Consider the following 23,912-nt stretch of genomic DNA (forward strand, 5'->3'; position numbering starts at 1 on the left):
TCGCCCCGCACAGCGCGCCGCGACCGGCGGAACAACCGGCCGAGGCAGTAAGCCTGTTGGGCGTACGGCTGCCGTCGCCGCTCACGCAGGCGCAGTTCGTCGCCCGGCTCGACCCGGCGGCACACCCCTGCCTCGGCGACTTCGTGGTCGGCGGGCGGCCGGTGGTCAGTGCCGGGGTGATCCTGGAGTCCACGATCGAGGCGGTCACCGAACTCACGGGGCCGGGACCGGTGTCCGTCGAGGGCCTGGAACTGCCCGTCGACCTGGTGCTCGAACCGGTCGGCGCCGATCCGTCGACGGTCAACGACCGCACCGCCCAACTCGTCATGGACGAGGGAGCGTTCCGCTATTACGCGCAGGACTCGGCCGGCGGTTGGCAGCTGCACGCGGAGGGCCGGGCCCGGTCGGACGCGTCGGCCGCCCCCACGGTGGCGCTCGCACTGGCCGAGTCGGGCCGCGAGCTGACCGGCGACGAGCTGTACCGGCTGCTGTGGCAGCGCGCACTGTATCTGGGCTCCGCCGCCCGCTGGGTGGAGCGGATCCGGCTCGGCCGGGGCGAGGCCACAGCCGCGATCCGGCCCGCCATGCCCGGCGAGGCGGAGCCCTACCTGATGCACCCCGGGCTGGTCGACGCGATGTTCCAGACCGCGCTGGCCTGCTTCCCCACGCACGGCCAGGCCCTCGTGCCGGTCAGGCTCGACCGCTTCGTCCACTACCCCCACGGCGGCCCTCAGGACGGGCTGCGATGTCATGCCGAACTGCTCGACGGCGGCGTCCAGGCGCGCATCCGGCTCGTCGCCGCGGACGGCCGGCTCGTCGCCGAGGCCGACGGCGTACGCTTCGCCCCCGCCGAGACACGGCCCGCGGCGGAACCCGCGGCCGTACCCGGACCCGCGGCAGCACACGAACCCGCGGTGGTGCCCGAACCGCGCCCGCAAACCGCGGCCCTGACGGCACCTGCGCCTGCCCCAGCGGACACGCCCGAGGCGGTGCGGGCCTTCGTGACCCGAACCGTCGCCCAGGCGCTGGGCACCGCAGCGGCCCGGCTCGACGCCCGCCAGCCGTTGCAGGCGCTCGGCCTGGACTCACTGATCGCGATGAAGATCCGGCTGACGCTGAACCGGCAGTTCGAGGTCCTGCTGCCGATGACGGCATTCCTCAACGGCCGCAGCACCGAAGACATCGTCGACGACGTACTCGCCGCCCTCGGCGCCGGCACCGAAGCTCCGCAGGCCGACGTCGACGACACCACCGCACCCCAGGACGACGCCGAGCGCTACGAGCCGTTCGGCCTGACCGACCTCCAGCAGGCGTACCTCGTCGGCCGTGGCGACGTCTTCGAACTCGGCAACACCTCCACTTATTTCCAGATCGAGATCGATGTGGAGAACGTGGACCTGGACCGGCTCGGCGCATCCTTCCGGGCGATGATCGAACGGCACGACATGCTGCGGGCGGTCTTCACCGCCGAGGGCGAGCAGCGTGTGCAGCGCGACGTCCCGGCCTACGTGATCCGCGAGACCGACGTCTCCGCGTTGGACCCGGCCGGGCGCGAAGCCGCGCTGGCCGCCGTATACGAGGAGATGCGAAGTCAGGTCTTCGACACCAGCCGCTGGCCGCTGTTCGACGTGCGGGTGACCCGGATCGACGACCGGGTGATCCGGCTGCACGCCGGCTTCGACGCCCTGATCATCGACGGTTTCAGCACGTCGATCCTGTTCAAGGAGTGGGCGGCGCACTACCGCGGTGAGTCACTGCCCGAACTGCGGCTGCGCTACCGGGACTACGTCCGCCAAGCCCGCGCCCTGGAGGGCGGACCCGAGCACGACAGGGCGCTCGCCTACTGGCGGGACCGGCTCGACACGCTGCCGCCTGCCCCCCAACTGCCGCTGGCCGTCGACCCGTCGAGCCTGGACCGGCCGGTGTTCAACCACCGCGGCGCGACCCTGGCGAAGGAGGACTGGACCCGGTTCAAGCAGTCCGCGGCGGCAGCCGGGGTCAGTGCCTCCGCGGCCCTGTGCACCGCGTACTCGCAGGTGATCGCGGCGTGGAGCGCCACCCCCGACTTCTCGCTGAACCTGCTGTTCTTCAACCGCCTGCCGCTGCATCCGCAGGTCGGTGACGTCATCGGCAACTTCTCCACCACCCTGCTGCTGGAGATCCGCGACTCGGCCACCGAGGCGTTCGCCGCCCGCGCCGACCGTGTCCAGCGCCGGCTGTGGAGCGACCTGGAGCACAGCCAGGTCAGCGGTGTGCAAGTGCTGAGGGAACTGAACCGGGCCCACGGCGCCTCGGTGCGGGCCGCCGCGCCGGTCGTCTTCACCAGCCTGGTGAACTTCTCGGGCCAGCAGGACACCGAGCAGCGCGGAGTCGTGCAGTATCTGACCGGGATCGGTGAGAACGGCCGCCAGGTCAGCAGTTCGGTTCGCACGCCGCAGGTGTGGCTGGACCACCAGGCGGTGGAGGAGGCCGGTGAACTCGTCCTGAACTGGGACGTGGTCGAGGAACTGTTCCCGGCAGGCTGCATCGACGCCATGTTCGCCGCCTATCTGCGGTTGCTGCACGACCTGTCCCGTGACCCGGCGACCTGGCAGCGGCCCGCGCCCGCCCTCGTACCGGCCGCCGACCTGGACGTACGGGCCGCGGCCAATGCCACCGACGGGCCCGTACCCGACGGGCTGCTCCACGACGCTGTCCTCGGCCAGGTCGCACTGCGGCCCGACGAGCCCGCGGTCGTCTCGAAGGCCCTGACCCTGACGTACGCCGACCTCGACCGCAGGTCCAACCAGGTGGGGCACCGGCTGCGCGCCCAGGGAGCCGGCCCCGGCGACCTGGTGGCGATCGTCATGGACAAGGGCTGGGAGCAGGTCGTCGCGGCCCTCGGCATCCTGCGGGCCGGGGCGGCGTACGTCCCGATCGACGCCGGGGTGCCCGCCGAGCGGCTGCGCGTGCTGCTGGACAGCGCCGGGATCAGCCGCGTCGTCACCCAGCCGTGGGTGGACGACACGGCCGACTGGCCGCAGGGCGTGGCCAGGACCGTGGTGCGGGCCGACGACAAGGGCGATGAGCGGCCGCTCGGCCCGTCCGGCGCCAGGCCCGCCGACCTCGCCTACGTGATCTTCACCTCGGGCTCCACCGGGCTGCCCAAGGGCGTGATGATCGAGCACGGCGCGGCCCTGAACACGGTGGTCGACGTCAACGAGCGCTACGGCGTCACCGCGGCGGACCGGGCACTCGGACTGTCCGCGATGAACTTCGACCTGTCGGTCTACGACGTCTTCGGGCTGCTGTCGGTGGGCGGCGCCCTCGTCCTGCCCGAACCGTCCGCGCACCGCGAACCCGCCCGCTGGGCGGAACTCGTCACCGAGCACGGGGTGACCATCTGGAACAGCGTGCCCGCGCTGATGGAGATGTTCACCGAACACGCCCACGCGAACCGGCTCACCGGGCTGCCGCTCAGGCTGGTGATGATGAGCGGGGACTGGATCCCGGTGACGCTGCCCGGCCGGATCCGGCTGCTGCTGCCGGACGCCGAGCAGTGGAGTCTCGGCGGCGCCACCGAGGCGTCGATCTGGTCGATCTGCCACCCGATCGGGCAGGTCCAGGACGACTGGGTGAGCGTCCCCTACGGCAAGGCGATGCGCAACCAGCGCTTTTACGTCCTCGACGGCGCGATGCGGCCCTGCCCGGTGTGGGTGCCGGGCGACCTCTACATCGCCGGCATCGGACTGGCCCGCGGCTACCTGAACGACGAGGACAAGACCCGGGCCGCCTTCTTGCACCACCCGGTCACCGGTGAGCGCCTCTACCGCACCGGCGACCTGGGACGCTTCCTGCCGGACGGCACCATCGAATTCCTCGGCCGGCAGGACTCCCAGGTCAAGGTCCAGGGCTACCGCATCGAACTGGGCGAGGTCGAAGCCGCCCTCACCCAGTGCGAAGGGGTGCGGGCGGCCGCGGTCGTCGCGGCGGGCGAACGGCACGGCCCCAAGCGGCTGATCGCCTACGTCGTCCTCGACGACGGACGCGACGACACCGAGGCCCAGATCACCGAGGCGCTGCGTCACGCGGTCCCGAAGTATCTGGTGCCCCAGCGCATCCTCGTCCTGGACGAACTGCCGCTCAGCGACAATGGGAAGGTCAACCGGGCGGCACTGCCCGCACCCGACGAGGTCGCCGTCGAAGGCGCCGGCTTCGTCGCGCCCCGCGACGACGTGGAACGCCGACTCGCGGAGATCTGGGCGGAGTTCTTCGGCATGACCGAGATCGGGGTGACCGCCGGCTTCTTCGAACTCGGCGGCGACTCGCTGCTCGCGGTGCGGCTGATGGCCAGGATCGCCCGCGGCCTTCGTCGCAGCCTGCCGCTGTCCACCCTGTTCGCCCGGCCGACCATCGAACTGCTCGCCCAGGCGATCCGGGAGGCCGAGGACAGCGAGGACGGCGAGGAGGGCCGCAGGGCGCTGGTGCCGGTACGCACCACCGGCTCGCGGCCTCCGCTGGTCTTCGTCCACCCGGTCGGCGGCGACGTGCTCTGCTACGCGGAACTCGCCGGACTCCTCGGCGACGACCAGCCCTTCTACGCACTCCAGTTGCCGGACGTGGAACTGCTCAGCGTCGAGGACATGGCCGCCCACTATGCCGCGGCGGTCCGCGAGGCGCTGCCCGACGGACCGTACCGGCTCGGCGGCTGGTCGATGGGCGGGGTGATCGCCCTGGAGATGGCCGCCCGACTCACCGCGTCGGGCGCCGAGGTGGACCTGCTGGCCGTGGTCGACCTGATGGAGCCGCCCGGACCGGCCGAGGGCGCGCCCGTTGCCGACGAGGTGCTGCTGTCCTGGTTCGCCCGGGATCTGGCGGGCCTGGCCGCAGTGGACTGGGAGCTGCCGCCCGAGGCGTTCGACAGCCGCCCGCCGGTGCAGGTGCTGCACACCGAGGCACGCGCCGCGGGGGCGTTGTCCGACGACATCGACCTCGACACGCTGAGCCGCATCGTCAGCCGGTTCCAGAACAACTACCGGGCCCTCCTGCGCCACGCACCCAGCAGCTTCGCCGGCCGGGTGTTGTCGCTGCGGGCCGCGGACGGCGGCGCGACGGTCGAGACCGCGTCGCGCTGGATGGCGTACTTCCCCGGCGATGCCGACCTCGTCGACGTACCCGGCGACCACTACACGGTGATGCGCGGCGAGCGGCTGCGCATCCTGGCCGGCGAGTTGCGCCGGGCACTCGACGCCCACTGACCCGACCGGCCGAGGAATGAGGAAAATCGGTATGCGAACTGATCAGGCCCACCCGAAACGGTGGCTGATACTGATCGCGATGGCGCTGACGATGTTCATCGCGACCATCGACAACACGGTGATGACCGTCGGCTTCGCGTCGATCCAGCGCGGACTGGGCGAGTCCAACGCCGAGTTGCAGTGGTCGATGGACGCCTACACGCTCACCTTCGCGGCGCTGCTCTTCACCGCCGGCATCCTCGGCGACCGGTTCGGCCGGCGGCGGGTGCTGCTGGCCGGCCTCGCGGTCTTCCTGGGCGCATCCCTGGCCGGTGCGTGGTCCTCCAACCCCGCTGAACTCATCGGCTGGCGGGCCGTGATGGGCGTCGGTGCCTCCGTCGTGCCAGGCTGCACGATGGCCGTCATCGCGAGCGTCTTCCCCGCCGAGGAGCGGACCCGGGCCATCGGCTACTGGTCGACGTCGGCCGGCGTCGGCATCGCGGCCGGGCCGGTCCTCGGCGGCGCGCTGCTGTCCGCCTTCTGGTGGGGGTCGCTGCTGCTGGTCAACGTGCCCTTCGCGGTCGTCGCCCTCGCGATGATCGGCCTGCAGGTGCCGGAGAACCGCAGCGCCCAGGCCCCCCGGGTGGACGTCGCCGGGGTGCTGCTGTCGATCGCCGGTGTCGGCAGCCTCGTCTACGGGGTGATCAAGGGCGGCGAGGAGAGCAGCTGGCTGGAAGGCGCCGTCCTCGGCCCGGTCCTGCTCGGCCTGGTCCTGCTCACCGTGATGGTGCTGGTCGCACGCCGCAAGGACCAGCCCGCCCTCGACCCGTCGCTGTTCACCGACAAGCGGTTCGCGATCGGCGCGGCGGCGCTGGCCGCGTCGTTCTTCGTCGCGACCGGGGCGACGTACATCCTCTCCTTCTACCTCCAGCAGCTGCGGAACTACACACCGGTGCAGGCCGGGCTGCTGACGCTGCCGCTCGCCGTCGGCTCGACGGTGGCCGGTGCGGGCGCCCCCCGGCTGATCGCCCGCTGGGGACCCACCGTCGCGCTCGGCGGCAGCGGGCTGCTGATGGCCGCGTGCAGTGTCTTCTACGCCGTGGTGAACGCCACCACGCCGATCTGGATCTTCGAGGTGGTGCACGCCATGTTCGGACCGAGTTTCGGGGCGACGTTCGCGGTGGGTATGACGGCGACCATGTCCGCGGTGCAGCCCGCGAAGGCGGGCGCCGGGTCCGCCGTCGCCAACACGGTGCGGCACATGGGTACGGCCTTCGGCGTCGCGGTGCTCGGTTCCGTCCTGGGGTCGGTCTACCGGCACTCCTTCGACGACGCGGCCGGCGTACTGCCCGCTGAGGCGCGGACGTCCCTCGGCGGCACCCTGGGGGCGGTCGTGCACGCCCCACCGGGCCTGCGCAAAGCCGTGGTGGCCGACGCCGACAGCTCGTTCCTGACCGGGCTGCACGCCGCGATGTGGGTCGCCGCGGTCCTGTGCGTCGCCGCCTCCGCCGTCGTCCTGGTCGGCCTGCGCGGCCGCACCCCGGCCCGCCCGGCCGCCGACCGCCGCCCGGACGCCGTCGCCGGAGAGACCCGATGAGCGCGCTGCCGGCCACCGTGCCGGTCGCCGTCGTCGGAGCGGGCCAGTCCGGGCTCGCCGCCGGGTACTACCTGCGGCAGGCCGGCCTGGGGTGCGTCCTGCTCGACGCCGGGAGCGCAGTCGGCGAGACATGGCGGCGGCGCTGGGACTCGCTGAGGCTGTTCACGTCCGCGCAGTTCTCCGCGCTGCCGGGCCTGCCCTTCCCCGGCGACGGTGCGCGCTACCCCGGCAAGGACGAGGTCGCGGCGTATCTGCGGGACTACGCCGAACGGTTCGGCCTTCCGGTGCTGCCCGACCACCGGGTGCTCGCACTGCGCAGGGACGGCGACGGCTATCTGCTGACCACCGCGCACGGCGACTGCCGGGCCGACCAGGTCGTCATCGCGACCGGCGCGTTCGGCAGCCCACGGGTTCCGGAGTTCGGCGCCGGGCTGAGTCCGCAGGTGCCGTCCCTGCACACCGGGGACTACCGCAGCCCCGCCCAGGTGCCGCCGGGCACCGTGGTGATCGTGGGCGACGGCAACTCCGGGCGGCAGATAGCCGTGGAGCTGGCCGAGAGCCACAGCGTGGTGCTCAGCCGTGGCGACACCGTCTCACCGCAGCTGCCGCAGACCGTCGTCGGACGGGACATGTTCTGGTGGATGAGCGTCCTCGGCGTGATGAGCATGCCGGTGAACATGCAGGCACCCGACCCGGTCGTCGGCGACCGGGTGCCCGCGCTGGTCGCGGACGGCCGGATCCGAACGGTGGGCCGGATCACCGCGGCCGAGGGCGCCGAACTGCTGGTCGCGGACGGCGAGCGCATCAAACCCTCCGCGGTGATCTGGGCGACCGGCTACCGCACCGACTGGAGCTGGCTCGACCCGCAGATGCTCGACGAGGCCGGGCAGCCCCGCCACACCGAGGGCGTAGGGGCGCTGCCCGGCAGCTATTACCTGGGCCTGTACCGGATGCGCACCCGCGGCTCGGCGCTGCTCGGCTTCGTCGGCCGGGACGCCGAACGCATCGCGGCAGTGGCCGCCACCGCCGCCCGCGACACCCCGACCCCTTCCTCTGCGGCAGAAGGCGAGCCGTCATGACCAGCGTCATTGTCACCGAACTCGATGTGCTGGGCGCGCTGTTGGCGTTCGACTTCATCGGATTCGCGCAGAAGTCCGCCGCCCTCGACCCCACCGACCCGCATTACGGGCAGGCGGTCGGCGCCGCCTTCGGGCTGGCGGTCCGTCGCCGCTTCCCGCAGGGCGCGACACTGCAGGAGATAAGCGGTTACGTCGCAGGCGTACTCGGCTCACTGGAGGACGGCGCGGAGGACTTCAACCCGGTGTCCCTCGAACGCCTGGTCGCCGTCGGCCTGTACGGGGGCGAGGCACCCGGCGGTGAGCACCTGGACCCCGAGACGACGCTCCAGGCCCGGCTGCTGCTGACCTTCCGGCTGGTCCGGGAGCTGGGTCTCGACCCCGGCCGGCAGCGGGAGTTGCTGGCCGAGGCGGCGCAACGCGCGTCGGCCTGAGGCGGCCCGCAGACGGCGCCTCAGGTGATCCGGGGCGCCGCACCGCCGCTCACTCCCGAGGCGGCCCGGACACCTGGCGCGCGTTCGAGCTTCCGGACGCCTGTGGCGCGGTGAGGCCTCCGGACGCCGTGGGGGCCTTTGCCTCGGAGACCGGCGGGACCGAGACGTCCAGCGCTCCTTTTGCGTACATCGCCCGCACCGACCGCTTGTCGTACTTGCCGACACTGGTCTTCGGTACCGCGTCCACGAACGACCACCGCTCCGGCACCCACCAGCGGGCCACCCGCCCGGCCAGGAACTCCCGCAGCTCGTCCGCGCCGATCTCGGCGCCCGGTACCAACGACACACAGGCCAGCGGGCGTTCCTCCCAGCGCGGGTCGGGCACACCGACCACGATCGCCTCCAGCACCGCGGGGTGCTCGATGATCGCGTTCTCCAGCTCGATGGAGGAGATCCACTCGCCGCCGCTCTTGATGCCGTCCTTGAGCCGGTCGCTGACCACCACCCAGCCGCCCGGCTCGATCACTCCCAGGTCGCCGGTACGCAGCCAGCCGTCGTGGAACTTCTCCGGGGAATCAGCGGTGTTGTAGTACGACCCGGTCACCCACGGCCCGCGCAGCTCCAGTTCGCCCACCGACGCACCGTCCCACGGCTGCTCGGTGCCGTCCTCCGCGATCAGCCGCACCTCGACGCAGGGCATCACCCGGCCGCTCTTCGCCAGCCAGTCGACCTCGTCCTCGTCCGGGGTGCCGTGTGGCGGGACCGCGAAGGTGGCCAGCGGGCTGGTCTCGGTCAGGCCCCAACCCTGCTTCAGGCGGACCCCGTAGCGGTCCTTGAGCTGCTGGAGCAGGGCACGCGGCGGGGTGGCGCCGCCACAGCCCGCGAGCCTTACGGCGCTCAGGTCCAGCGGGTGTTGCTCGCCGTGGTGCACCAGGCTGTTCCAGATCGTGCAGATCGCCGCCACTGCGGTGGGCCGCTCCTCGTTGATGATCCGGGCCAGCTCCGGGGTGTGCAGCAGCCGCCCGTTCATGATCAGGTCGGAGCCCGCCAGCCAGGCCGCGTACGGCCAGCCCCAGGCATTGGCGTGGAACATCGGCACGATCGGCAGGATTCGGTCGCCGTCGTGCATCGCGAAACCGGCGCTGGCCGACATGCCGAGCGTGTGCAGGAAGATCGACCGGTGGCTGTAGGCCACGCCCTTGGGGGCGCCGGTGGTGCCGGTCGTGTAGCAGAGCGCCGCCGCCTCCCGTTCGTCCAGGTCGGGCCATCCGAAGCCGGGCCGCTCGGCCGCCAGCAACTCGTCCCAGCGGTGCACGGCGATGTGCCCGGGCAGGTCCACCTCCGGCGCGTCGCCGATGACGACCACGTGGCGTACGCTGCCCAGCCGGTCCCGCAGCGGTGCGAGCAGGTCCAGCAGGGTCGCGTCGACCAGGAGGAAGGCGTCCTCGGCGTGCTCGACGATGTAACCCAACTGGTCGTGGTGCAGCCGCAGGTTGAGGGTGTGCAGCACCGCGCCCATGCTCGGTACGCCGAGATACGCCACCAGGTGCTCGGGGGTGTTCCAGGCCAGCGTGGCAACCCGCTCACAGGGCTGCACGCCCAGCCGGGTCAGTGCCGCGGCCAGCCGCTCGGCCTGGTCGGCGATGTCGGCGAAGGACTGTGAGGACCGTGCGTTCGGCCCGTCGGCACATCGCACCACCCGGCTGTCCGCGTAGACGCGTTGCCCGTGCGCGAGGATGTCGCGGACCAGCAGTTCGCGGTCCTGCATCGTGCTCTTCATGGTGCCCCCCTGCGTCGGCATACGGAACGTCACCGGCCGGCTCACCCCTTGGTCACGGCGAGCCTTGACCAGCCTGGCCAGGAAGATCTCTCCGCCGGGGGCGCGATGGCACGCGCTGGGCGGGGACGCTGACCCGCAGTTCGTGGGCGACGGGGGCCGTCTCGTCACCCTGCGCGTACAGACGAACCCCCGCCTCCGACCTCCGTTGCTAGGAGATCGACCCGTCCAATGTCGCGGAGACATGCGCGGTATCCAGCAGGTTGACTACGGCGTTCATCGTCCCGCCGCCGGACGCGTGGGCGTACTCGCCGGTGCCACCCTTGATCCAGAAGGTGCCGGACGGGTAGACGGTAGTGCCGTCCGTGAGCGGGGCGGTGAGATGATAGCCGAGGGAAATCTGATCGCCGTCGCGGGCTCCGATGATGGCAGTCCCGTTGATGTCGTAGTGGCCGGGGAGGGGCAACGTGCAAGCAGTCTCCTGGTCCTGCCACGTGCCCTTGGCGCCGATCGGACTGCCGGTGGCGGTCCCCTGCGCGGTCACATCGAAACCACCACAGGTCAGGGAATCCGGATCCACGACGACAGTCGCCGCGAAGTTCGCGTTGATGTGGACGTGGCGACCGTGATGATCAGCAGCATGGGCGCTGGCCGTGTTCCCGGCCATCAGTAACGCTGCGACTGCCACGCCGGTTCCGCGCGCTAACCAATGGCGGACAGCTTTGCTCATAATGTCCTCCGTCTGTTGTGACGACGACGCCGAGTAACGGAGCGTGAACGAACGCCCGTTGAGGGGAGTTTCCCCGCTGAAGTCCCTACCGTCCAGGCGTTTGGCATATTGTCCCACTTTAGGGTTGAGTTCCACGAGTTTCCCTGCACCCGAGCGATGCATGGCGTCCCGCTGGGTGCGGGGCGCCATGCGGTGGGGTGTGGCTCAGGAGGGCGAGGCGACGAGCGTGTGCTCTGTTCCCAGCCGGGTGGCGCTGGTGTCGGCGTACAGGGTGGTCCCACCGTCGGACCAGCGGACGACGAGGTCGTCGGTACGGCCGTTTCCGGTGTAGCTGCCGGTGGTCATCGCCAGGTCGTGGGTCCACGGCTCGTTGGCGTCCAGGAGGCGGTGCTCGGCGCCGAGCGCCGAGGTGGTGGTGCCGACGTAGTTGTCGAGTTCGCCGTCGGTCCAGCGCACCATGAGGTCCCACGTCTGGTTGCCGGAGAACTCGCCGCTGGTGAGGAGGGCGGCGTTCTTCCACGTTCCGTTCGGATCCTTCAGCTTGTGCTCCTGGCCGAAGGTACCGGCACTGACGTTGGTGTAGAGGGTCAGTTCGCCGTCGGACCAGCGCACCACCAGGTCGCTGGCGTACTGGGCCGCGCCGAAGCGGCCTGCAACGATCTGGGTGGCGTTCTTCCAGGTGCCGTTCGGGCCGATCATCTGGGTGCCCGTCCCGTTCAGGCCCTTGGAGCCGACGTCGCCGTAGAGGGTCACCTTGCCGTCGGGCCAGCGCACCATGAGGTCGAACTGGTGGGAACCGGTGAAGTCGCCGGCTGTGATGGTCGCGGCGTGCGTCCAGGTGCTGTTGGGGGCCAGCAGCCGCTGCTCGGAGCCGTAACCGCCCTGTCCGTTGCCGGGGTAGAGCGTGACCTCGCCGTCGGTCCAGACCACGATCATGTCGCTGTGGCCGGTGTTCCGGAAGTCGCCCGAGGCCAGGAGCTTGGCATGCTGCCAGGTACTCGCCGGGCCGGGCAGTGCCGGGCTGTCCGCCGACGGCTGGTACGGGGGCCTCGCCTTCACCGTGCGATGGGCGGCGGCATCGTTGAAGAGGTCCTGGGCGTCCTTGCCGTAGACCGGAGCGTACGTCACCCAGTCGTCGTTGGCGTCGTTGCCGCCCCCGAAGTATCCGCCCGTGTTGCCGATGACCTTGCCTGTGCCGGTGGTGCGGTTGTAGCCCTCTATCCACGGGCCCCCGGAGACGCCACCGTAGAAGCCCTTGCAGGCCATCCGCATCTGCCGGAAACCGGACAGGCGCGAGGTGGTGACCGGGCAACGGATCGCCTGGTGCTTCGGGTTGACGCTGTCGGAGCCGGGGTACCCGATGACGGTGACGCGGTGGGTGTAGTTGGTGACGGGCGTGAACGTCAACGCGCCCGTGACGGCCTCCACTTTGCCTCGGTTGTTGCGATCGACCTGCGCGAAGGCGAGGTCCAGGTCGGAGGTGGGCTTCTTGGTGTTCGCCGTGTAGCGCGGGTCGATGTACATCCGGGACACCGGGAAGACACCGTACGGTTGCTGGGTGGCGGACCGCCCGCTGCGGTACTGCGGCACGAAGATGCGATGGGTGGCCCTCTCCAGGCCACGGCCGCAGTGCCCGGCGGTCAGGACGATGTCCCGGGCGGCCGTGTGCACGACGCTGCCCGTGCAGTACGTACTCTTGCCGCCCAGAGGCCTGCCGTCGAAGAAGAACGTGCCCACCATCGGGTGGCCGTCGAAGTGCTGGGGGGCGGGCGTGCCGGGCGGAGGGGTGCTGCGCGCGTGGATGCCGGGCGCTGAGGCGGTGGGGGAGTGGCCGGGGGCGGCGTCGACCGGGACGGCGTTGTCCATGCGATTCGCTGTCCAGTACTTCTCCTCTGCACGCAGACCCGGCCCACCCGAGGAGTCGGAGGAGGAGGGCTCGGCAGACCGTGCGCCGGCCGTCGGCGCGAGGGGTTCTTGCGTGCGGGCCGATGACGCGCCGGGTGCCGACGGCAGCGGGGTGTCCGTCGCGGCGAGCGCGGGTCCGCCGCCGAGTATGCCCGCGCACAGACTGAGCGTGAGGGCCGTGATCCGTTTGGAATGGGAACTCAACGAGGTGTCTTTCCGTCTTGGAGAAAGCCGAACGGCGAGCGATCTCGGACTTCCGGCCCGGACCTCCGATACCGCACTCCAGTTCGACATGAAGTGGGAAGGGTACCAACCGCCACCCGCTGCGATGACGCAGCGTCAAAGACAGGCAGACAGACAGACCGGCAAGGCGATGTCGGCACCGCCCCGACCAGAGTCAGGATCGCTCGAACCAGCCGAGGGCCCGGCTGCGGGTGGCTAGCCGGTTCCGCGGTCCAGGACGCGGCGGGCCGCCTCGGCCTCTGCTGCCGGCGGGGACAGCTCGTCGAGGGTGTCGAGCTCGGTGTCCGATTCCAGTTCCCGTTCCCAGGCCGCCGCGAGCCGTTCCTGTTCGTCGCGCGGCTTGGCGCCGACGGCCTCCCGGTGCTCCGGGTCCAGGGCCGCCAGGAATCGTCCGACCGGGTCCGTCGGCATACCGTGCTCCTTGTCGCCAGGAAGGGTCTGCTCCTGGCCCAGCATGGCCAACCGGTCCCGCGTCGGCCGCCCGACACGGCCTGGGACCACCCTGATGGCCCCGCTGCTCGTCGGGTTCCCGCCCCGCCGCGGTGTCGTGGACGGCCGGCTTCGTCCCTCATAGCTTCGGTAACCCGGGTGTGCCTGCGTGACATGAATGTGCCTCCTTCCGCTGACGAGCAAGGTTGCCGAGGATGACTGCTGTAACACCTCGTGAACCAAAGGAAGAAGACATGTCCGTGCGTGCTCTCGTCGTCGATCCGTCCGCACCCGCCGCCGTCCGCCTCGCCGAGGTTCCCGACCCCGTGCCCGGGCCGGGGCAGGTCCTGGTGGACGTCTCCCACGCGTCGTTGAACTACGGCGACCTCAACGACGCCCGCTCCGGCCGGGTCCCGGTGGGAGCGGTGCTCGGCTCGGACGCTGCCGGAGTGGTCGTACAGGCCGCCGCGAACGGAACCGGCCCGGCCGTGGGCACCCGAGTGGTGGCCCTGACCTCGGGGGCGTTCGCCGAACGCGTCGCCATCGACGTGGGTGCGCTCGCCGAAGTACCCAAAGGCCTGGATCCGGCGCAGGCGGTCGCTCTGCCGGTCGCCGGAGTGGCCGCTCTGCGCTCGCTGCGGGCCGCCGGGCTCGGGCCGGACAAGAGGGTGCTGATCACCGGCGCCTCCGGCGGAGTCGGCCGGTTCGCCGTCCAGTTGGCGGCGCGGGCCGGTGCCCACGTGATCGCGTCTGTCGGCTCGGCGGCCCGCGGGGAAGGGCTGGCCGAGGCCGGCGCCGACGAGGTGCTGATCGGCCTTGAGGGACTCCGGCAACCCGTCGACGTGGTCATCGACAGCGTCGGCGGCCCCCAGCTGGTCGAGGCCTGGAACCTGCTCGCACCCGGGGGCAGCGTGCAGAGCGTCGGCTGGACTTCCGGGGAGCCGGCGGTCTTTCCGCCGTACGCGACCGTCGGCCCGGCCAAGTCGCTGACCTCCTTCGTCATCGAGGGCGACACCGGCGCGGACCTGGCCGCTCTCACCGAACTGGCCGCCGAGGGTGCCGTCACGGTCGAGATCGGCTGGCAAGGATCCTGGGACCGCTTCGACGAGGCGGCCGGGGCACTTCGCGGGCGTCGGATACCCGGAAAGGCGGTCCTGGAGGTGGCAGGCGCTGAACCGCACGCCACGGTGCCTTCTCCGCAGGACTAGGGTCTGGTGCTGGACGATCACGTACGGAGCCGATGACCGGGCCGGGTCTCGGTCACAATGCCCCTATGACCGATCATCATGCCTCTACCCCCGCCCGTCCGCTGCTGCGCCGCCCCCAGGACGGTGAACTCATAGACGTCGCCGGTGTCGCGCACTTCTTCCGGCTCACCGGCGAGCACACGGGCGGGCACTTCGCCTTCGAGGAGTTCAGCCTCGCCCCCGGCACCATTGGTGCCAGGCCTCACGTGCACGACGGACACGACGAGTACTTCTATGTTCTCGAGGGTGAGTTGACGCTCCACACCGGAGACGACGAGGTGACGGTCGGCCCCGGACATCTGCTCGCCGCCACCCGCGGCACCCCGCACGGCTTCCGCAATGCGGGCCCGGTCCCCGCACGCGCGCTGTGCCTTTACACCCCTGCCGGCTACGAAGACTACTTCCGGGACGTCCATGCCGCCGTGAGCGCCGGGGCCGAGGCGACCGACGAGCTGCTGGCCGAATTCCGCAGCCGTTACCAGACCCGGTCCCACCAGGCTCCCGGAGGTCACGCCCTCGACGCCGAGTGACCGCCTGCCGGGGACGGCCGACATCCCCGCCCGGGCTCAGCAGACGGGCAGTGCTTCCAGCATGGCCTGGGCGGTGGCCGCCGCGTCGTAGCTCTCGCCCACCCCGGGTACCAGGATGATGTCGCCCTCGATGTGACGCGAGCGCAGTGGTGCGATTTCCTGGTAAGCGGCTGAGTTCCACCAGGCCCGCGCGTCGGCGATCGACGGGAACCCGATCACCACGACGTGGCCGGGCCATGTGCCCTCCCTCACCTCGTGCTGCGCGCCGTGCACGAGGAAGCGGCCGCCGTACGGTTCGAAGGTCGCGGTGATGCGTTCGATGTACTCGGCGATCTCCGGGTGGGGAGCAGCTTCCTGCAGATGGGCTATCGCGTAGGCGGACATGGCATCCTTCCGGCCGGTCGGCTCTTGACGTCCACGATCCTGCCGCCGGAACGCGCTGCGGTCGATGACGTGGCAGGTAATGCAGCACCGGCCCCGGGGCGGTGTTGGCAGCGAAAGAGCTGGGCACAGGCGTCGATGGTTCCGGTCGCTCCCTCTTCGCCGGCCATCTCCGGTGGCCGCCGCGGCGCCGACCCGGCTCCGGACACACGGGCGTGCCCGACCCTTCCCCGGGTCGGGCACGCCCTGCCGTGAAACGGTCCTATGCGGGGCCGAAGGCCACCAGATGGCCGTCCCGGGTCGCCACGTAGACCCGGCCCCGGTCGGTGGCGGGGACCATGAACTTGGACGCCGTGCCGATCGGGAAGGAGCGGCGCAGGTGCATGGTGCCGTTGACGGGCACCGCGTCGTAGACCCGCAGTTCGCCGCCGACACCGCCGGGGCTGGTGCCGGACCAGACCACCCAGATCAGCGCGGAGCCGCTGACCGTCCCGTTGGAGGTGACCGCGGGGGAGCCGGAGGCGTAGCCGAAGCCCTCCTTGCTGGTGCCGATGCTGGTCAGTCGCGGAACGCCCGCGCTGTCAACGCCGAACTTCAGCGCGCGCAATGGTGCAAAGCCGTTGCCGCTGGAGGCCACGGTGTACACGTAGCCATTGCCGCCGCCATAGACCGCGGGGTGGCCCCAGACGCCCTGGAACGGTCCGGTCATGCTGACCGGCTTGTCCGTGCCGTTCGGGCCCTGGCCCATGCCGCCCAGGTTGTCCCGGTCCAGCAGGAAGACCCGGCCGTCCTTGCCGACCTGGACCAGCAGGTGCGGGTGTGCGGTGGTACCGAAGCTGTCGGGCAGCGCGACCGGGCCGCCCGAGCCGAGGTCGGTGTCGCCCTGGTCCAGCGTCTGGTTGTTCGTCGGGCTGAAGAAGTCCCGGGCCGAGAGACTGCCGTCGCTGTTCACGCCCAGCCGCACCACCGACTCGCCGAAGTGGCCCTTCGGCTGGTTGCCGGGGCCGCGGCCGGGCGAGGCACCCGTTCCGGAGCCGTTGCCGGTGGTGAAGAAGATCCGGCCGGAGCCGTCCGAGACCAGCCCTCCACCGCTCTGCCAGATGCCGGCCTCCTGGGTGCTGGAGCCCGCCTCGGTGGACCAGAGTTTGAGGCTGCGGGTGCTGACCTTCACCCCGGCCACCTGGCCGACGAACGGACCCTTGTCGCAGTGGGAGGCGAAGCCGGCGTACACCGTGCCGTTCAGCAGCAGCAGGCCGGGGCGCTGGGCGGCGGTGAACGAGTTGAACGGGTGGCCGGGGCTGTTGGTCGGTGTGCCCTGGATCTTCACCGGCCAGCCGCCGCGCTCGAGGCCGGTGGACGCGCTCATCGCGTGGAAGTACCAGCTCGGATGCTGGACGTCCGGTCCGTCGTTGACCTTGTTGGCGAGGTAGACGGTGTTGGTCGACTGGTCGTACACCGGGGTGGAGGTGATCCCGGTACGCGGCGCGGGGTCTTGGCAGCTGACCGCCGACGTCGGCCAGGCGGGGCCGAGCTGGCGGGTCCACTTCGTCTTCCCGGTGATGGCGTCGATGCCGTAGACGTAGTTGTTCTCGGTGGCGACGACCACGTTCTTGTCGGTGACCAGCGGCTGGGCCAGCACCGAGCCGTTCACCGGGGTGGACCAGCGCCGCCCGAAAGTCGACGAGGACACCTTGGACGGCGACAGGTTCGGCTCGTTCGGGTCCCATCCGGTGCGCTTGTTGTTCACCGAGATGGTGGACTCGATGGCCTGCGCCGGAGCAACGATCCCGAGCAGCAGGAGTCCCGCCATCGAGGCCGCCCTGGCCCTCGGCCTGAGCAGCCCTCGTCCTCCTCTCCTTCGTCGGTGCGTCGGTGCAGTGACTTGCGCCATGTGATTCGCCCTTGTTTCCGGTTGCGTGGACGCTGACGTCCGGCCGAGGGTCATTGTGATGACGGACAGTCAGGTCACCGGCGTACGAGGGGGAGGCGCGGCGGGGGATTCATTCCCGGGGAGCAACCCGGCTGGCCATCGGTGAAGGTACGCGGCGCCGTCCGAATGCAGACCGTCCGGACCATGCCGTCAACCACCGCAAGACGGGCGGCCCGGGCGGCGGGCCCGTCACCCACGGCACTTACCTCTACGAACCCGCGAATCACCGGAGCCGGGTGGGGAACGCGAGCCTCTGTTCGCTGTCGGCGATGAGGAGGCGCAGATCCAGGCCGCGGCGGAAGTCGCACCGCACACCCCCACAGGGGCAGTGGTCGGCCTGGCCGGCGATCCGGAGCTGTACGGCCCCTACGACCCGGAGGCCACGTGCGGCCGCCACCTGCTGCGCGGCTTTCGCCGAGGCCCCGGCCTCGGCGGTGAGGGACTTCACGGCCTCGTCGTCGTGCGTCCGCTCGAGTTGCGCGCCGTCGCCATGAAGGTCCGTCCCGGCCACGCGCCGCCCGACCAGGGCGACCACTGCGCCGAGGAACACACACTGCCGACCGAGCACATCGTGGCGTACGGCATCGGCAGGGGCGGCCCCGGCATCGCAAGCCTCGTGGATGCCGGCGGTCTCCGGTGGGGCACTGCGCTGGTGTCCCGCTCGGCCGACCGTGGTGTTGGCGGTGGAGTCTGCGGCCGTCGGCCCCTGCGCTTGCTGCGGGGTGTGCGCTGGGGCCACCAAAGGACGTAGGCGGCGGAGCCGAGCGCGAAGGCGAGGCGGATGAAGCCCTGGGCGGAATCGGAGGGGACCAGCAGGGCGCTGCCGTAGAGGGAGATGAGGGCGATCCAGCTGACCCAGGGCACCAGGCGGCGCTGGCCGATCGAGTCCCAGATGAGGGTGCCGAGGAGGACCGAGGCGTTGTAGTAGGTGTACACACTCGGGTCCAGGACTATGCGGGCGTCGGCAGCGAGCAGTACGACCGCCGGCCAGCGGTGTCGGCGGACGGCCAGTGCGCCCAGGGCCATTCCCAGCGCCATCTGGGCCGGACGGTCCCACCAGGGGGTGGCGGGGTCGTGCACGCCGAACCAGCGGAGGGAGGACGCGGGCTGGTTGGGAATGGTGAAGCGGGCAGCGGCCAGGGTCTCCATGTGGGTGAGGTAGAAGGGGAGCCAAGCGGCAGCCACCAGGCCGACCGTCCAGGCGGCGGAACGCAGGCGCGTGGGGCGTGGCTGTGCCAGGAGAAGGGGCAGGAAGCCGACCGCCCAGGGTTTGGAGTCGATCGCCAGGGCCAGGAAGACGCCGACCGAGGTGCCTTTGCCACGGACCAGCGCCCGTACGGCCAGCGTGGTGAAGAACAGGGCCAGGACGTCGTCGAGGTGCGCGAAACGTACCGAGACCTCCACCCACATGGGGATGAAGGCCGCCCCGGCGATCAGCACCCGCTGCTGGAGGCGCTTGTGGTTGAGCCCGGTGCCCCGGTAGTGGTCGGCGGCGGCGCGGCCGACCAGAACCAGGATGTACAGGCCCAGGCCGGACATGAAGGCGTCGGCGAGTTTCTCGCCCACCTCGGTGGGGAACGGTTCGAACAGCGCGGCCACCAGGAAGCTGACCGGGCCGATCTGTAGCTCGGGGTGGTTGGCGTAGAGCGCGAGGCCGCCGTCGGGTGTATGGCTGAAGAGCAGTTGCTGGCCGTTTCTCAGGTAGTGCCAGGACACGGCCCCATGGCGTTCGGCCACGACGAACCAGACGGCCGTCCACAGGGTCAGCAGCGCGTGGTGCCATCGCACCGGAGAGCGCCCGATCCGGCCGATGCGCCTTCGGTCCCTGCTGTCCTTGCTGTCCCTGGGCACGGCTTCCGCCGTCTCCCGGTTCCGCACGTTCCGTCCTTCCCCTCCGCCCGCCTCCGGCGTGGGGACGGCCGAGGACCCGGGCACAGCGCGGCGTCACCCCTCTAGAGGGATACCGAACGCTGTGGGTTCCTCAAGGCGCGGTTTCCTGTTGGCTTTCCTTTGCCCAGGTGATGCACCGCCCCTTGCAAAATCCCCGATGTCGGCCGAGACGGTGGACCTGCACGTGCCCGCCGGCGCCGAGATCGTCTTCGCTCCGCCAGTTGCGCGGGCGGGGCTGCCCGGTCGCCGCTGACTGTGCGCCCGCCAGGTTGACCCTCCCCCTACGTCAGGCTTGAGGCTGTGACCGGACGAAAGGGCAGGGGCAAGGGCATGGGCTATTCCGTGGGACAGGTCGCGGCGTTCGCCGGGGTGACCGTGCGGACACTGCACCACTACGACAAGGCGGGGCTGCTGTCGCCCGGCGAACGCAGTCCCGTCGGCTACCGCTACTACAGCGACGCCGACCTGGCCCGCCTCCAGCAGATCCTCTTCTACCGGGAACTGGACTTCCCCCTGGACGAGATCGCCGCCATCCTTCAGGACCCCGAGGCCAACGCCCTGGACCATCTCCGGTCCCGGCAGCGGCAGTTGAGCGAGCAGATCGCCCGGCTGCAGCGGCTGGCCCAGGTGGCCGAGCGGGCCATCGAGGTCCAGCAGACCGGGGTGTCACTCACCCCCGAGGAGCGCTTCGAGGTCTTCGGTGAGGTCGCGTTCGACCTCAGTTACGCCACCACGGCCCAGCTGAAGTGGAGTGACTCACCGGGGTATCGCGAGGCGATGGGGCGCGCCGACGCCCACACCAAGGAGGACTGGCGGCAGCTCATGGCCGAGGCGGCGGCCTGGCGGAACGAACTGCTGGCCGCCTTCGACGACGGCGAACCCGCCGACGGCATCCGGGCCATGGACCTCGCCGAGGACCACCGCCACCACCTGGGCCGCTGGTTCCTGTCGTGCGGGCCCGCCGTACACCGGCGCATCGCGGACGACCTGCTCGCCGACCCGCGCGCCTTCGCCCTCCTCGTCCCACCGTCGCAACAGCGCCCGGACCTCGCTGCCTATCTGTGCAAGGCGGTCCACGCCAACGCGTCCCGCCACGACGGTTCCGGCGCCGAATCCGAGGAGGACCGTTGAGAATCACCATCGCCACGGCCGGGTCGCGCGGCGACGTCGCGCCCTACACCGGCCTGGGCGCCGCACTGCGCCACGCCGGGCACGAGGTCGCCGTGGCCACCACCGGGGCCTACGCACCCCTCGTCCGCGAAGCCGGGCTGGAACTCCGTGACCTGCCCGCCGTCCCACGGGCGGACCAAGGCGTCACCGACCGCCGTGAACTGATGCGCAGCGCGGCCGCGTTCATCACCGAACTGGGCCAGGGGTTCACGGATGCCGTGGGCAACGACACGGACCTGCTCCTGCTTTCGGCCACCACGGCCCCGTTCGGCTGGCACCTCACCGAGGCGACGGGCCTGCCGAGCCTCGGTGTGTACCTGCAGCCCACCACGCCCACCGGCGCCTTCCCGCCCCCCGTCACGGGCACCCGTTCGCTGAGCCGCCCGGGCAACCGGCTGGCCGGCCGCCTGGCCCTGCGCATAACCGACCGCCTCTACGCGCAGGCGGTGGTACGGCTGCGCGAGCGCCTGGGTCTGCCGCCGCTCACCGCCTCGGCGATGCGCCGCCGCCAGGAAGAGGCCGACTGGCCGATCCTGCACGGCTTCAGCACCGCCCTGGTACCCCGCCCCACAGACTGGCGCCCCGGGCTCCAGATCGCGGGCACCTGGTGGCCCCACCACACCCCCACCGCCCAACTGCCCGCCACCCTGGAGGACTTTCTCGCAGCCGGGCCCCGGCCGGTCCTCATCGGCTTCGGCAGCATGGCGGCCGGCGACGGGGAGCGCCTGAGCGAACTCGCCGTACGGGCCCTGCGCCGGGCCGGGCTGCGCGGCATCCTCCAGTCCGGGCGGGCGGGACTCGTGGCCGACGCGGACTGTGACGACGTCCTCACCATCGGGGACGTACCGCACGCCCTGCTCTTCCCCCGGCTGGCCGCGGTGGTCCATCACGCCGGGGCGGGCACCTCGGCGGCGGCCCTGCGTGCCGGGGTGCCCGCGGTGACCGTGCCGGTCACCGCGGACCAGCCGTTCTGGGCTGCACGGCTCGCGGCGCTCGGGGCTGCCCCCGACCCGATCCCGTTCCGCTCCCTCACCGCCGAACGGCTCGCCGACGCGCTCAGCCGAGTCGTACGGCAGCTGTCGTATGCCCGGGCCGCCGAGACAGCGGCCCGGCACATGGCGACGGAGGACGGCGTGGGACGGGCCCTGGAGCGGATACAGCTGCTGTAGCCCCCTGCCCCGCCGCCGGCATTCCGCTGCCGGAGGGAGCCGACCACGGCCACGGCGGCCTGGTCCGCGCCGGTCTCGCTCCTGCTGCCCCTGCTGTACGGGTTGTCCTACCTGGGCGGCGACGGTCCGACGTGGTCAGCTGCCGCCCACCCCCAGCGCGGCGAGCAGTACCAGGACCAGGGACGTGGCACCGAACAGGCCGTGGGCGGCGACCACGGGGACGGGCAGGTGCCGTTCGGCCGGGGCCGTTTGCCCGGGGGCGCCCGGCGGAGTGGTCCGGTACACCGGGAGCCAGCGGGCGAACAGGGTGAAGCCGAGCAGGGCGACGGCGACGAGGATGCCGAAGGACGTCCAGGCCAGGGCCGACCGGTCGGCAGCGAGGTAGATGATCCAGACGACGAGGCCGGCGGCCGCGAGCAGGAAGTGGCCGAAGACGACCGGTGCGGGGAAATGGGTGGTCCGCGTCTGCTGCTGGCGCAGTCCTCCGCGGTTGATCCAGCGGGCGAGGAGGACGAATCCACCGAGGGCAGTGATCACCCAGGCGATCAGTGCAGCAATGTCCATGCCGGCCTCCTGGGGTGCGGGTGCGGGTACGGGGACAGGGACGGGGAGGGGGACCGGGCAGCGGTCAGGACGTCCGGCCGGCGGGCCCGATGGGGCGGTATCCCTCAGCCTGGACGGACTCCTCGGCCACCCGCACGCCGTAGCGGTAGGCGAGCTTGCCGCCGAGGTAACCGGACAGACCGAGGGCGGCGAGCGAGACGGCGGAGAGCGCCAGCTGCCCGTAGCCGACGCCCTCCCGCTCCGGATATCCGCCGCTCTGCCGCCAGGCGAAATCGGCCGCGTACGCGGCCGTGACGGCGAGGTTCAGCGCCATGTGCAGCACACCTGTGCGGAAGGCGGGTGTGCCGGTGGGGATGGCGAAGAGGTCGAGGAAACCGACGCAGGCGGCGGCCAGGGCGCCGAGCACGCCGATGGCGATCAGCCAGGCCGAGCCGTGGGCCAGGAAGCCGGGTCGGTGCACGACCTGGGAGGCGATGTCGAAGACCAGGCTGCACACCCAGGCCCCGATCGGCACGGTGACCAGGATCGGATGGAAAGGATGCCCGTACGGCCCCGCCAAGAGGCCGCTGACCGGCTGTTTCGCCTGCCGCGGAACGCTGTTCACCACCATGTGGCACCTCACCCTCGAGCTGCCTATGACCTATTTCACCCACCATTGTTGGTCTTATTCGCCGGACGGGTCAAGCACACTGGTCAGCCCCCTCTCCGAGCCCTTCCGCAGCCACCCTGCGGAGTTACCGTGAACCCGTGACGTACGAACCGACCGCCGCTGCCTCCCCGCCCCCGACGGGCCTCGACGCGATGGCCGCGCTCGCCGTCCTGGGCGACGTCTCACGGCGCCGGCTGCTGGAGTTCGTCCGGCGGGCCCGGCGGCCGGTGACCCGTGAGGAGGCATCCGCCGCCGTCGGCATCTCCCGCAAGCTGGCGGCGTTCCACCTGGACAAGCTGGTCGCCTCCGGGCTGCTCCAGGCCCGCCACGGCGGCGACGGCCCGCGCCGGGTCGGCCGCGCCCCGAAGGTGTACGAACCGGCACCTCACACGGTCGCGCTCAGCCTGCCCCCGCGCCGGCCCGAACTGCTGGCCTCGCTGCTGGCCGAGGCGGTCACCACGCAGCGGCCCGGGGAGAGCGCCCGTGACGCTTCCGTGCGCATCGCCCGGGAACGGGGCGAGGCCCTCGGCGCCGAGGCCGCCGATGTCACCGGTGCCGAGCCTCCCGGCCACGGCGTCCACGCCTTCCTGGACGCCCTCGGCTTCGAGCCGGAGCCCGACGGCGAGGGCCGGACGGTGCTGCACAACTGCCCCTTCCATCCCGTCGCCGCCGAGGCGCCGGACCTGGTCTGCGGCATGAACCACGCGTTCCTGTGCGGCTACCTGGCCGCCTCCGGAACCGACGAGCTCACTGCCGTACTGGCCCCGCGCCCAGGGGTGTGCTGTGTGGAGCTCCGGACGACCCCGGGGGCGGGCGACGACGAGGCTCCGGACGCCGGCCGCTCAGGTTGCGCGCGGGACGACTCCGATCAGAAGTCGTCGGCGCCGTTGCGCAGTTCGTAGGTCCAGGGCGGGCCGTCCTCGCGGGTGGCGGTGGTGGCGACGTCCTGGGCAGTTACGGGACTGGAACGAGGCT

Annotated in this window: 20 protein-coding genes; 10 read left to right on the forward strand and 10 right to left on the reverse strand. The window is 71.4% G+C overall.

What is annotated here, in order from left to right; translation table 11 throughout:
• Positions 1-56: 56 nt before the first annotated feature.
• From AQI88_RS30740 to AQI88_RS30755, 4 genes are read left to right on the forward strand one after another with little or no spacing between them, the layout of a single operon-like run.
• Positions 57-5,237, forward strand: a complete 5,181-nt coding sequence (locus AQI88_RS30740; protein WP_067005388.1) for a non-ribosomal peptide synthetase — start codon at positions 57-59, stop codon at positions 5,235-5,237.
• A 31-nt stretch (positions 5,238-5,268) separates the two neighbouring features.
• Positions 5,269-6,813, forward strand: a complete 1,545-nt coding sequence (locus tag AQI88_RS30745; protein WP_159050438.1) for an MFS transporter — start codon at positions 5,269-5,271, stop codon at positions 6,811-6,813.
• Positions 6,810-7,892: a flavin-containing monooxygenase gene (locus AQI88_RS30750; protein WP_067005391.1), complete on the forward strand. Its 1,083-nt coding sequence runs from the start codon at positions 6,810-6,812 to the stop codon at positions 7,890-7,892. The genes AQI88_RS30745 and AQI88_RS30750 overlap by 4 nt, the downstream gene beginning before the upstream one ends.
• A complete protein-coding gene (locus tag AQI88_RS30755; RefSeq protein WP_067005393.1) occupies positions 7,889-8,323 on the forward strand; it encodes a hypothetical protein in 435 nt (144 codons plus the stop codon). The genes AQI88_RS30750 and AQI88_RS30755 overlap by 4 nt, the downstream gene beginning before the upstream one ends.
• 49 nt (positions 8,324-8,372) lie before the next feature.
• Here AQI88_RS30755 and AQI88_RS30760 read toward each other — a convergent pair whose 3' ends face one another.
• The 4 genes from AQI88_RS30760 to AQI88_RS30775 form a co-directional block, all read right to left on the reverse strand.
• Positions 8,373-10,103: a long-chain fatty acid--CoA ligase gene (locus tag AQI88_RS30760; RefSeq protein ID WP_079057928.1), complete on the reverse strand. Its 1,731-nt coding sequence runs from the start codon at positions 10,101-10,103 to the stop codon at positions 8,373-8,375.
• 208 nt (positions 10,104-10,311) lie between these two features.
• Positions 10,312-11,019 carry a hypothetical protein gene (locus tag AQI88_RS46155; RefSeq protein WP_159050439.1) on the reverse strand — a complete coding sequence of 236 codons (708 nt, stop codon included), beginning with the start codon at positions 11,017-11,019 and terminating at the stop codon, positions 10,312-10,314.
• A 15-nt stretch (positions 11,020-11,034) separates the two neighbouring features.
• Entirely contained in the window at positions 11,035-12,939 is a 1,905-nt protein-coding gene (locus tag AQI88_RS30770) for a trypsin-like serine peptidase (RefSeq protein WP_244184400.1), read from the reverse strand.
• A gap of 234 nt (positions 12,940-13,173) precedes the next feature.
• Positions 13,174-13,389 (reverse strand): hypothetical protein, encoded by a 216-nt coding sequence (locus AQI88_RS30775; protein ID WP_067005578.1) that lies wholly within the window; start codon positions 13,387-13,389, stop codon positions 13,174-13,176.
• A gap of 272 nt (positions 13,390-13,661) precedes the next feature.
• On the opposite strand from AQI88_RS30775, the gene AQI88_RS30780 reads away from it, so the two are divergent.
• Both AQI88_RS30780 and AQI88_RS30785 read left to right on the forward strand, forming a co-directional pair.
• Complete coding sequence (locus AQI88_RS30780) at positions 13,662-14,615, forward strand: zinc-binding dehydrogenase (RefSeq protein ID WP_079057908.1); 954 nt, start codon at positions 13,662-13,664, stop codon at positions 14,613-14,615.
• A 65-nt stretch (positions 14,616-14,680) separates the two neighbouring features.
• Positions 14,681-15,184 (forward strand): cupin domain-containing protein, encoded by a 504-nt coding sequence (locus AQI88_RS30785; RefSeq protein WP_159050440.1) that lies wholly within the window; start codon positions 14,681-14,683, stop codon positions 15,182-15,184.
• A 36-nt stretch (positions 15,185-15,220) separates the two neighbouring features.
• Here the strand turns inward: AQI88_RS30785 and AQI88_RS30790 are convergent, their stop codons facing one another.
• The 4 genes from AQI88_RS30790 to AQI88_RS30805 form a co-directional block, all read right to left on the reverse strand.
• Complete coding sequence (locus AQI88_RS30790; RefSeq protein ID WP_067005401.1) at positions 15,221-15,568, reverse strand: DUF1330 domain-containing protein; 348 nt, start codon at positions 15,566-15,568, stop codon at positions 15,221-15,223.
• Positions 15,569-15,827: 259 nt separating this feature from the next.
• Positions 15,828-17,375 (reverse strand): outer membrane protein assembly factor BamB family protein, encoded by a 1,548-nt coding sequence (locus AQI88_RS30795; protein WP_067005403.1) that lies wholly within the window; start codon positions 17,373-17,375, stop codon positions 15,828-15,830.
• Positions 17,376-17,718: 343 nt separating this feature from the next.
• Positions 17,719-17,943 carry a hypothetical protein gene (locus tag AQI88_RS30800; RefSeq protein WP_067005405.1) on the reverse strand — a complete coding sequence of 75 codons (225 nt, stop codon included), beginning with the start codon at positions 17,941-17,943 and terminating at the stop codon, positions 17,719-17,721.
• A complete protein-coding gene (locus AQI88_RS30805; RefSeq protein WP_398698736.1) occupies positions 17,940-19,373 on the reverse strand; it encodes a hypothetical protein in 1,434 nt (477 codons plus the stop codon). Before AQI88_RS30805 ends, AQI88_RS30800 begins: the two co-directional genes overlap by 4 nt.
• Before the next feature lie 169 nt (positions 19,374-19,542).
• Between AQI88_RS30805 and AQI88_RS48600 the strand changes: the two genes are divergently transcribed.
• The 3 genes from AQI88_RS48600 (at position 19,543) to AQI88_RS30815 (ending at position 21,724) form a co-directional block, all read left to right on the forward strand.
• Positions 19,543-19,638, forward strand: coding sequence for a UbiD family decarboxylase (locus tag AQI88_RS48600; protein WP_167357491.1), 96 nt, complete (start codon positions 19,543-19,545; stop codon positions 19,636-19,638).
• Between the two features lie 77 nt (positions 19,639-19,715).
• Positions 19,716-20,516: a MerR family transcriptional regulator gene (locus AQI88_RS30810; protein WP_067005407.1), complete on the forward strand. Its 801-nt coding sequence runs from the start codon at positions 19,716-19,718 to the stop codon at positions 20,514-20,516.
• Entirely contained in the window at positions 20,513-21,724 is a 1,212-nt protein-coding gene (locus tag AQI88_RS30815; RefSeq protein WP_067005409.1) for a glycosyltransferase, read from the forward strand. Before AQI88_RS30810 ends, AQI88_RS30815 begins: the two co-directional genes overlap by 4 nt.
• A gap of 135 nt (positions 21,725-21,859) precedes the next feature.
• Here the strand turns inward: AQI88_RS30815 and AQI88_RS30820 are convergent, their stop codons facing one another.
• The gene (locus AQI88_RS30820; protein WP_067005411.1) at positions 21,860-22,288 is read right to left on the reverse strand and encodes a hypothetical protein; all 429 of its coding nucleotides are present in this window, start codon (positions 22,286-22,288) and stop codon (positions 21,860-21,862) included.
• A gap of 64 nt (positions 22,289-22,352) precedes the next feature.
• Positions 22,353-22,898, reverse strand: coding sequence for a DUF2231 domain-containing protein (locus AQI88_RS30825; RefSeq protein ID WP_067005413.1), 546 nt, complete (start codon positions 22,896-22,898; stop codon positions 22,353-22,355).
• Between the two features lie 137 nt (positions 22,899-23,035).
• Between AQI88_RS30825 and AQI88_RS30830 the strand changes: the two genes are divergently transcribed.
• A complete protein-coding gene (locus tag AQI88_RS30830) occupies positions 23,036-23,839 on the forward strand; it encodes a helix-turn-helix transcriptional regulator (protein WP_067005415.1) in 804 nt (267 codons plus the stop codon).
• Positions 23,840-23,912: the final 73 nt, after the last annotated feature.

It is taken from the genome of Streptomyces cellostaticus, from assembly GCF_001513965.1.
Lineage (GTDB): Bacteria > Actinomycetota > Actinomycetes > Streptomycetales > Streptomycetaceae > Streptomyces > Streptomyces cellostaticus.

What these genes read in the sequence shown, in the direction of transcription:
- AQI88_RS30755 (WP_067005393.1), top strand. Translation starts at nt 7,889, where the DNA reads ATGACCAGCGTCATTGTCACCGAACTCGATGTGCTGGGCGCGCTGTTG.
- AQI88_RS30775 (WP_067005578.1), bottom strand. Translation starts at nt 13,389, where the DNA reads ATGCCGACGGACCCGGTCGGACGATTCCTGGCGGCCCTGGACCCGGAG.
- AQI88_RS30760 (WP_079057928.1), bottom strand. Translation starts at nt 10,103, where the DNA reads ATGAAGAGCACGATGCAGGACCGCGAACTGCTGGTCCGCGACATCCTC.
- AQI88_RS30820 (WP_067005411.1), bottom strand. Translation starts at nt 22,288, where the DNA reads ATGGACATTGCTGCACTGATCGCCTGGGTGATCACTGCCCTCGGTGGA.
- AQI88_RS46155 (WP_159050439.1), bottom strand. Translation starts at nt 11,019, where the DNA reads ATGGCGCCCCGCACCCAGCGGGACGCCATGCATCGCTCGGGTGCAGGG.
- AQI88_RS30780 (WP_079057908.1), top strand. Translation starts at nt 13,662, where the DNA reads ATGTCCGTGCGTGCTCTCGTCGTCGATCCGTCCGCACCCGCCGCCGTC.
- AQI88_RS48600 (WP_167357491.1), top strand. Translation starts at nt 19,543, where the DNA reads ATGTCGGCCGAGACGGTGGACCTGCACGTGCCCGCCGGCGCCGAGATC.
- AQI88_RS30745 (WP_159050438.1), top strand. Translation starts at nt 5,269, where the DNA reads ATGCGAACTGATCAGGCCCACCCGAAACGGTGGCTGATACTGATCGCG.
- AQI88_RS30825 (WP_067005413.1), bottom strand. Translation starts at nt 22,898, where the DNA reads ATGGTGGTGAACAGCGTTCCGCGGCAGGCGAAACAGCCGGTCAGCGGC.
- AQI88_RS30785 (WP_159050440.1), top strand. Translation starts at nt 14,681, where the DNA reads ATGACCGATCATCATGCCTCTACCCCCGCCCGTCCGCTGCTGCGCCGC.
- AQI88_RS30795 (WP_067005403.1), bottom strand. Translation starts at nt 17,375, where the DNA reads ATGGCGGGACTCCTGCTGCTCGGGATCGTTGCTCCGGCGCAGGCCATC.
- AQI88_RS30790 (WP_067005401.1), bottom strand. Translation starts at nt 15,568, where the DNA reads ATGTCCGCCTACGCGATAGCCCATCTGCAGGAAGCTGCTCCCCACCCG.
- AQI88_RS30810 (WP_067005407.1), top strand. Translation starts at nt 19,716, where the DNA reads ATGGGCTATTCCGTGGGACAGGTCGCGGCGTTCGCCGGGGTGACCGTG.
- AQI88_RS30750 (WP_067005391.1), top strand. Translation starts at nt 6,810, where the DNA reads ATGAGCGCGCTGCCGGCCACCGTGCCGGTCGCCGTCGTCGGAGCGGGC.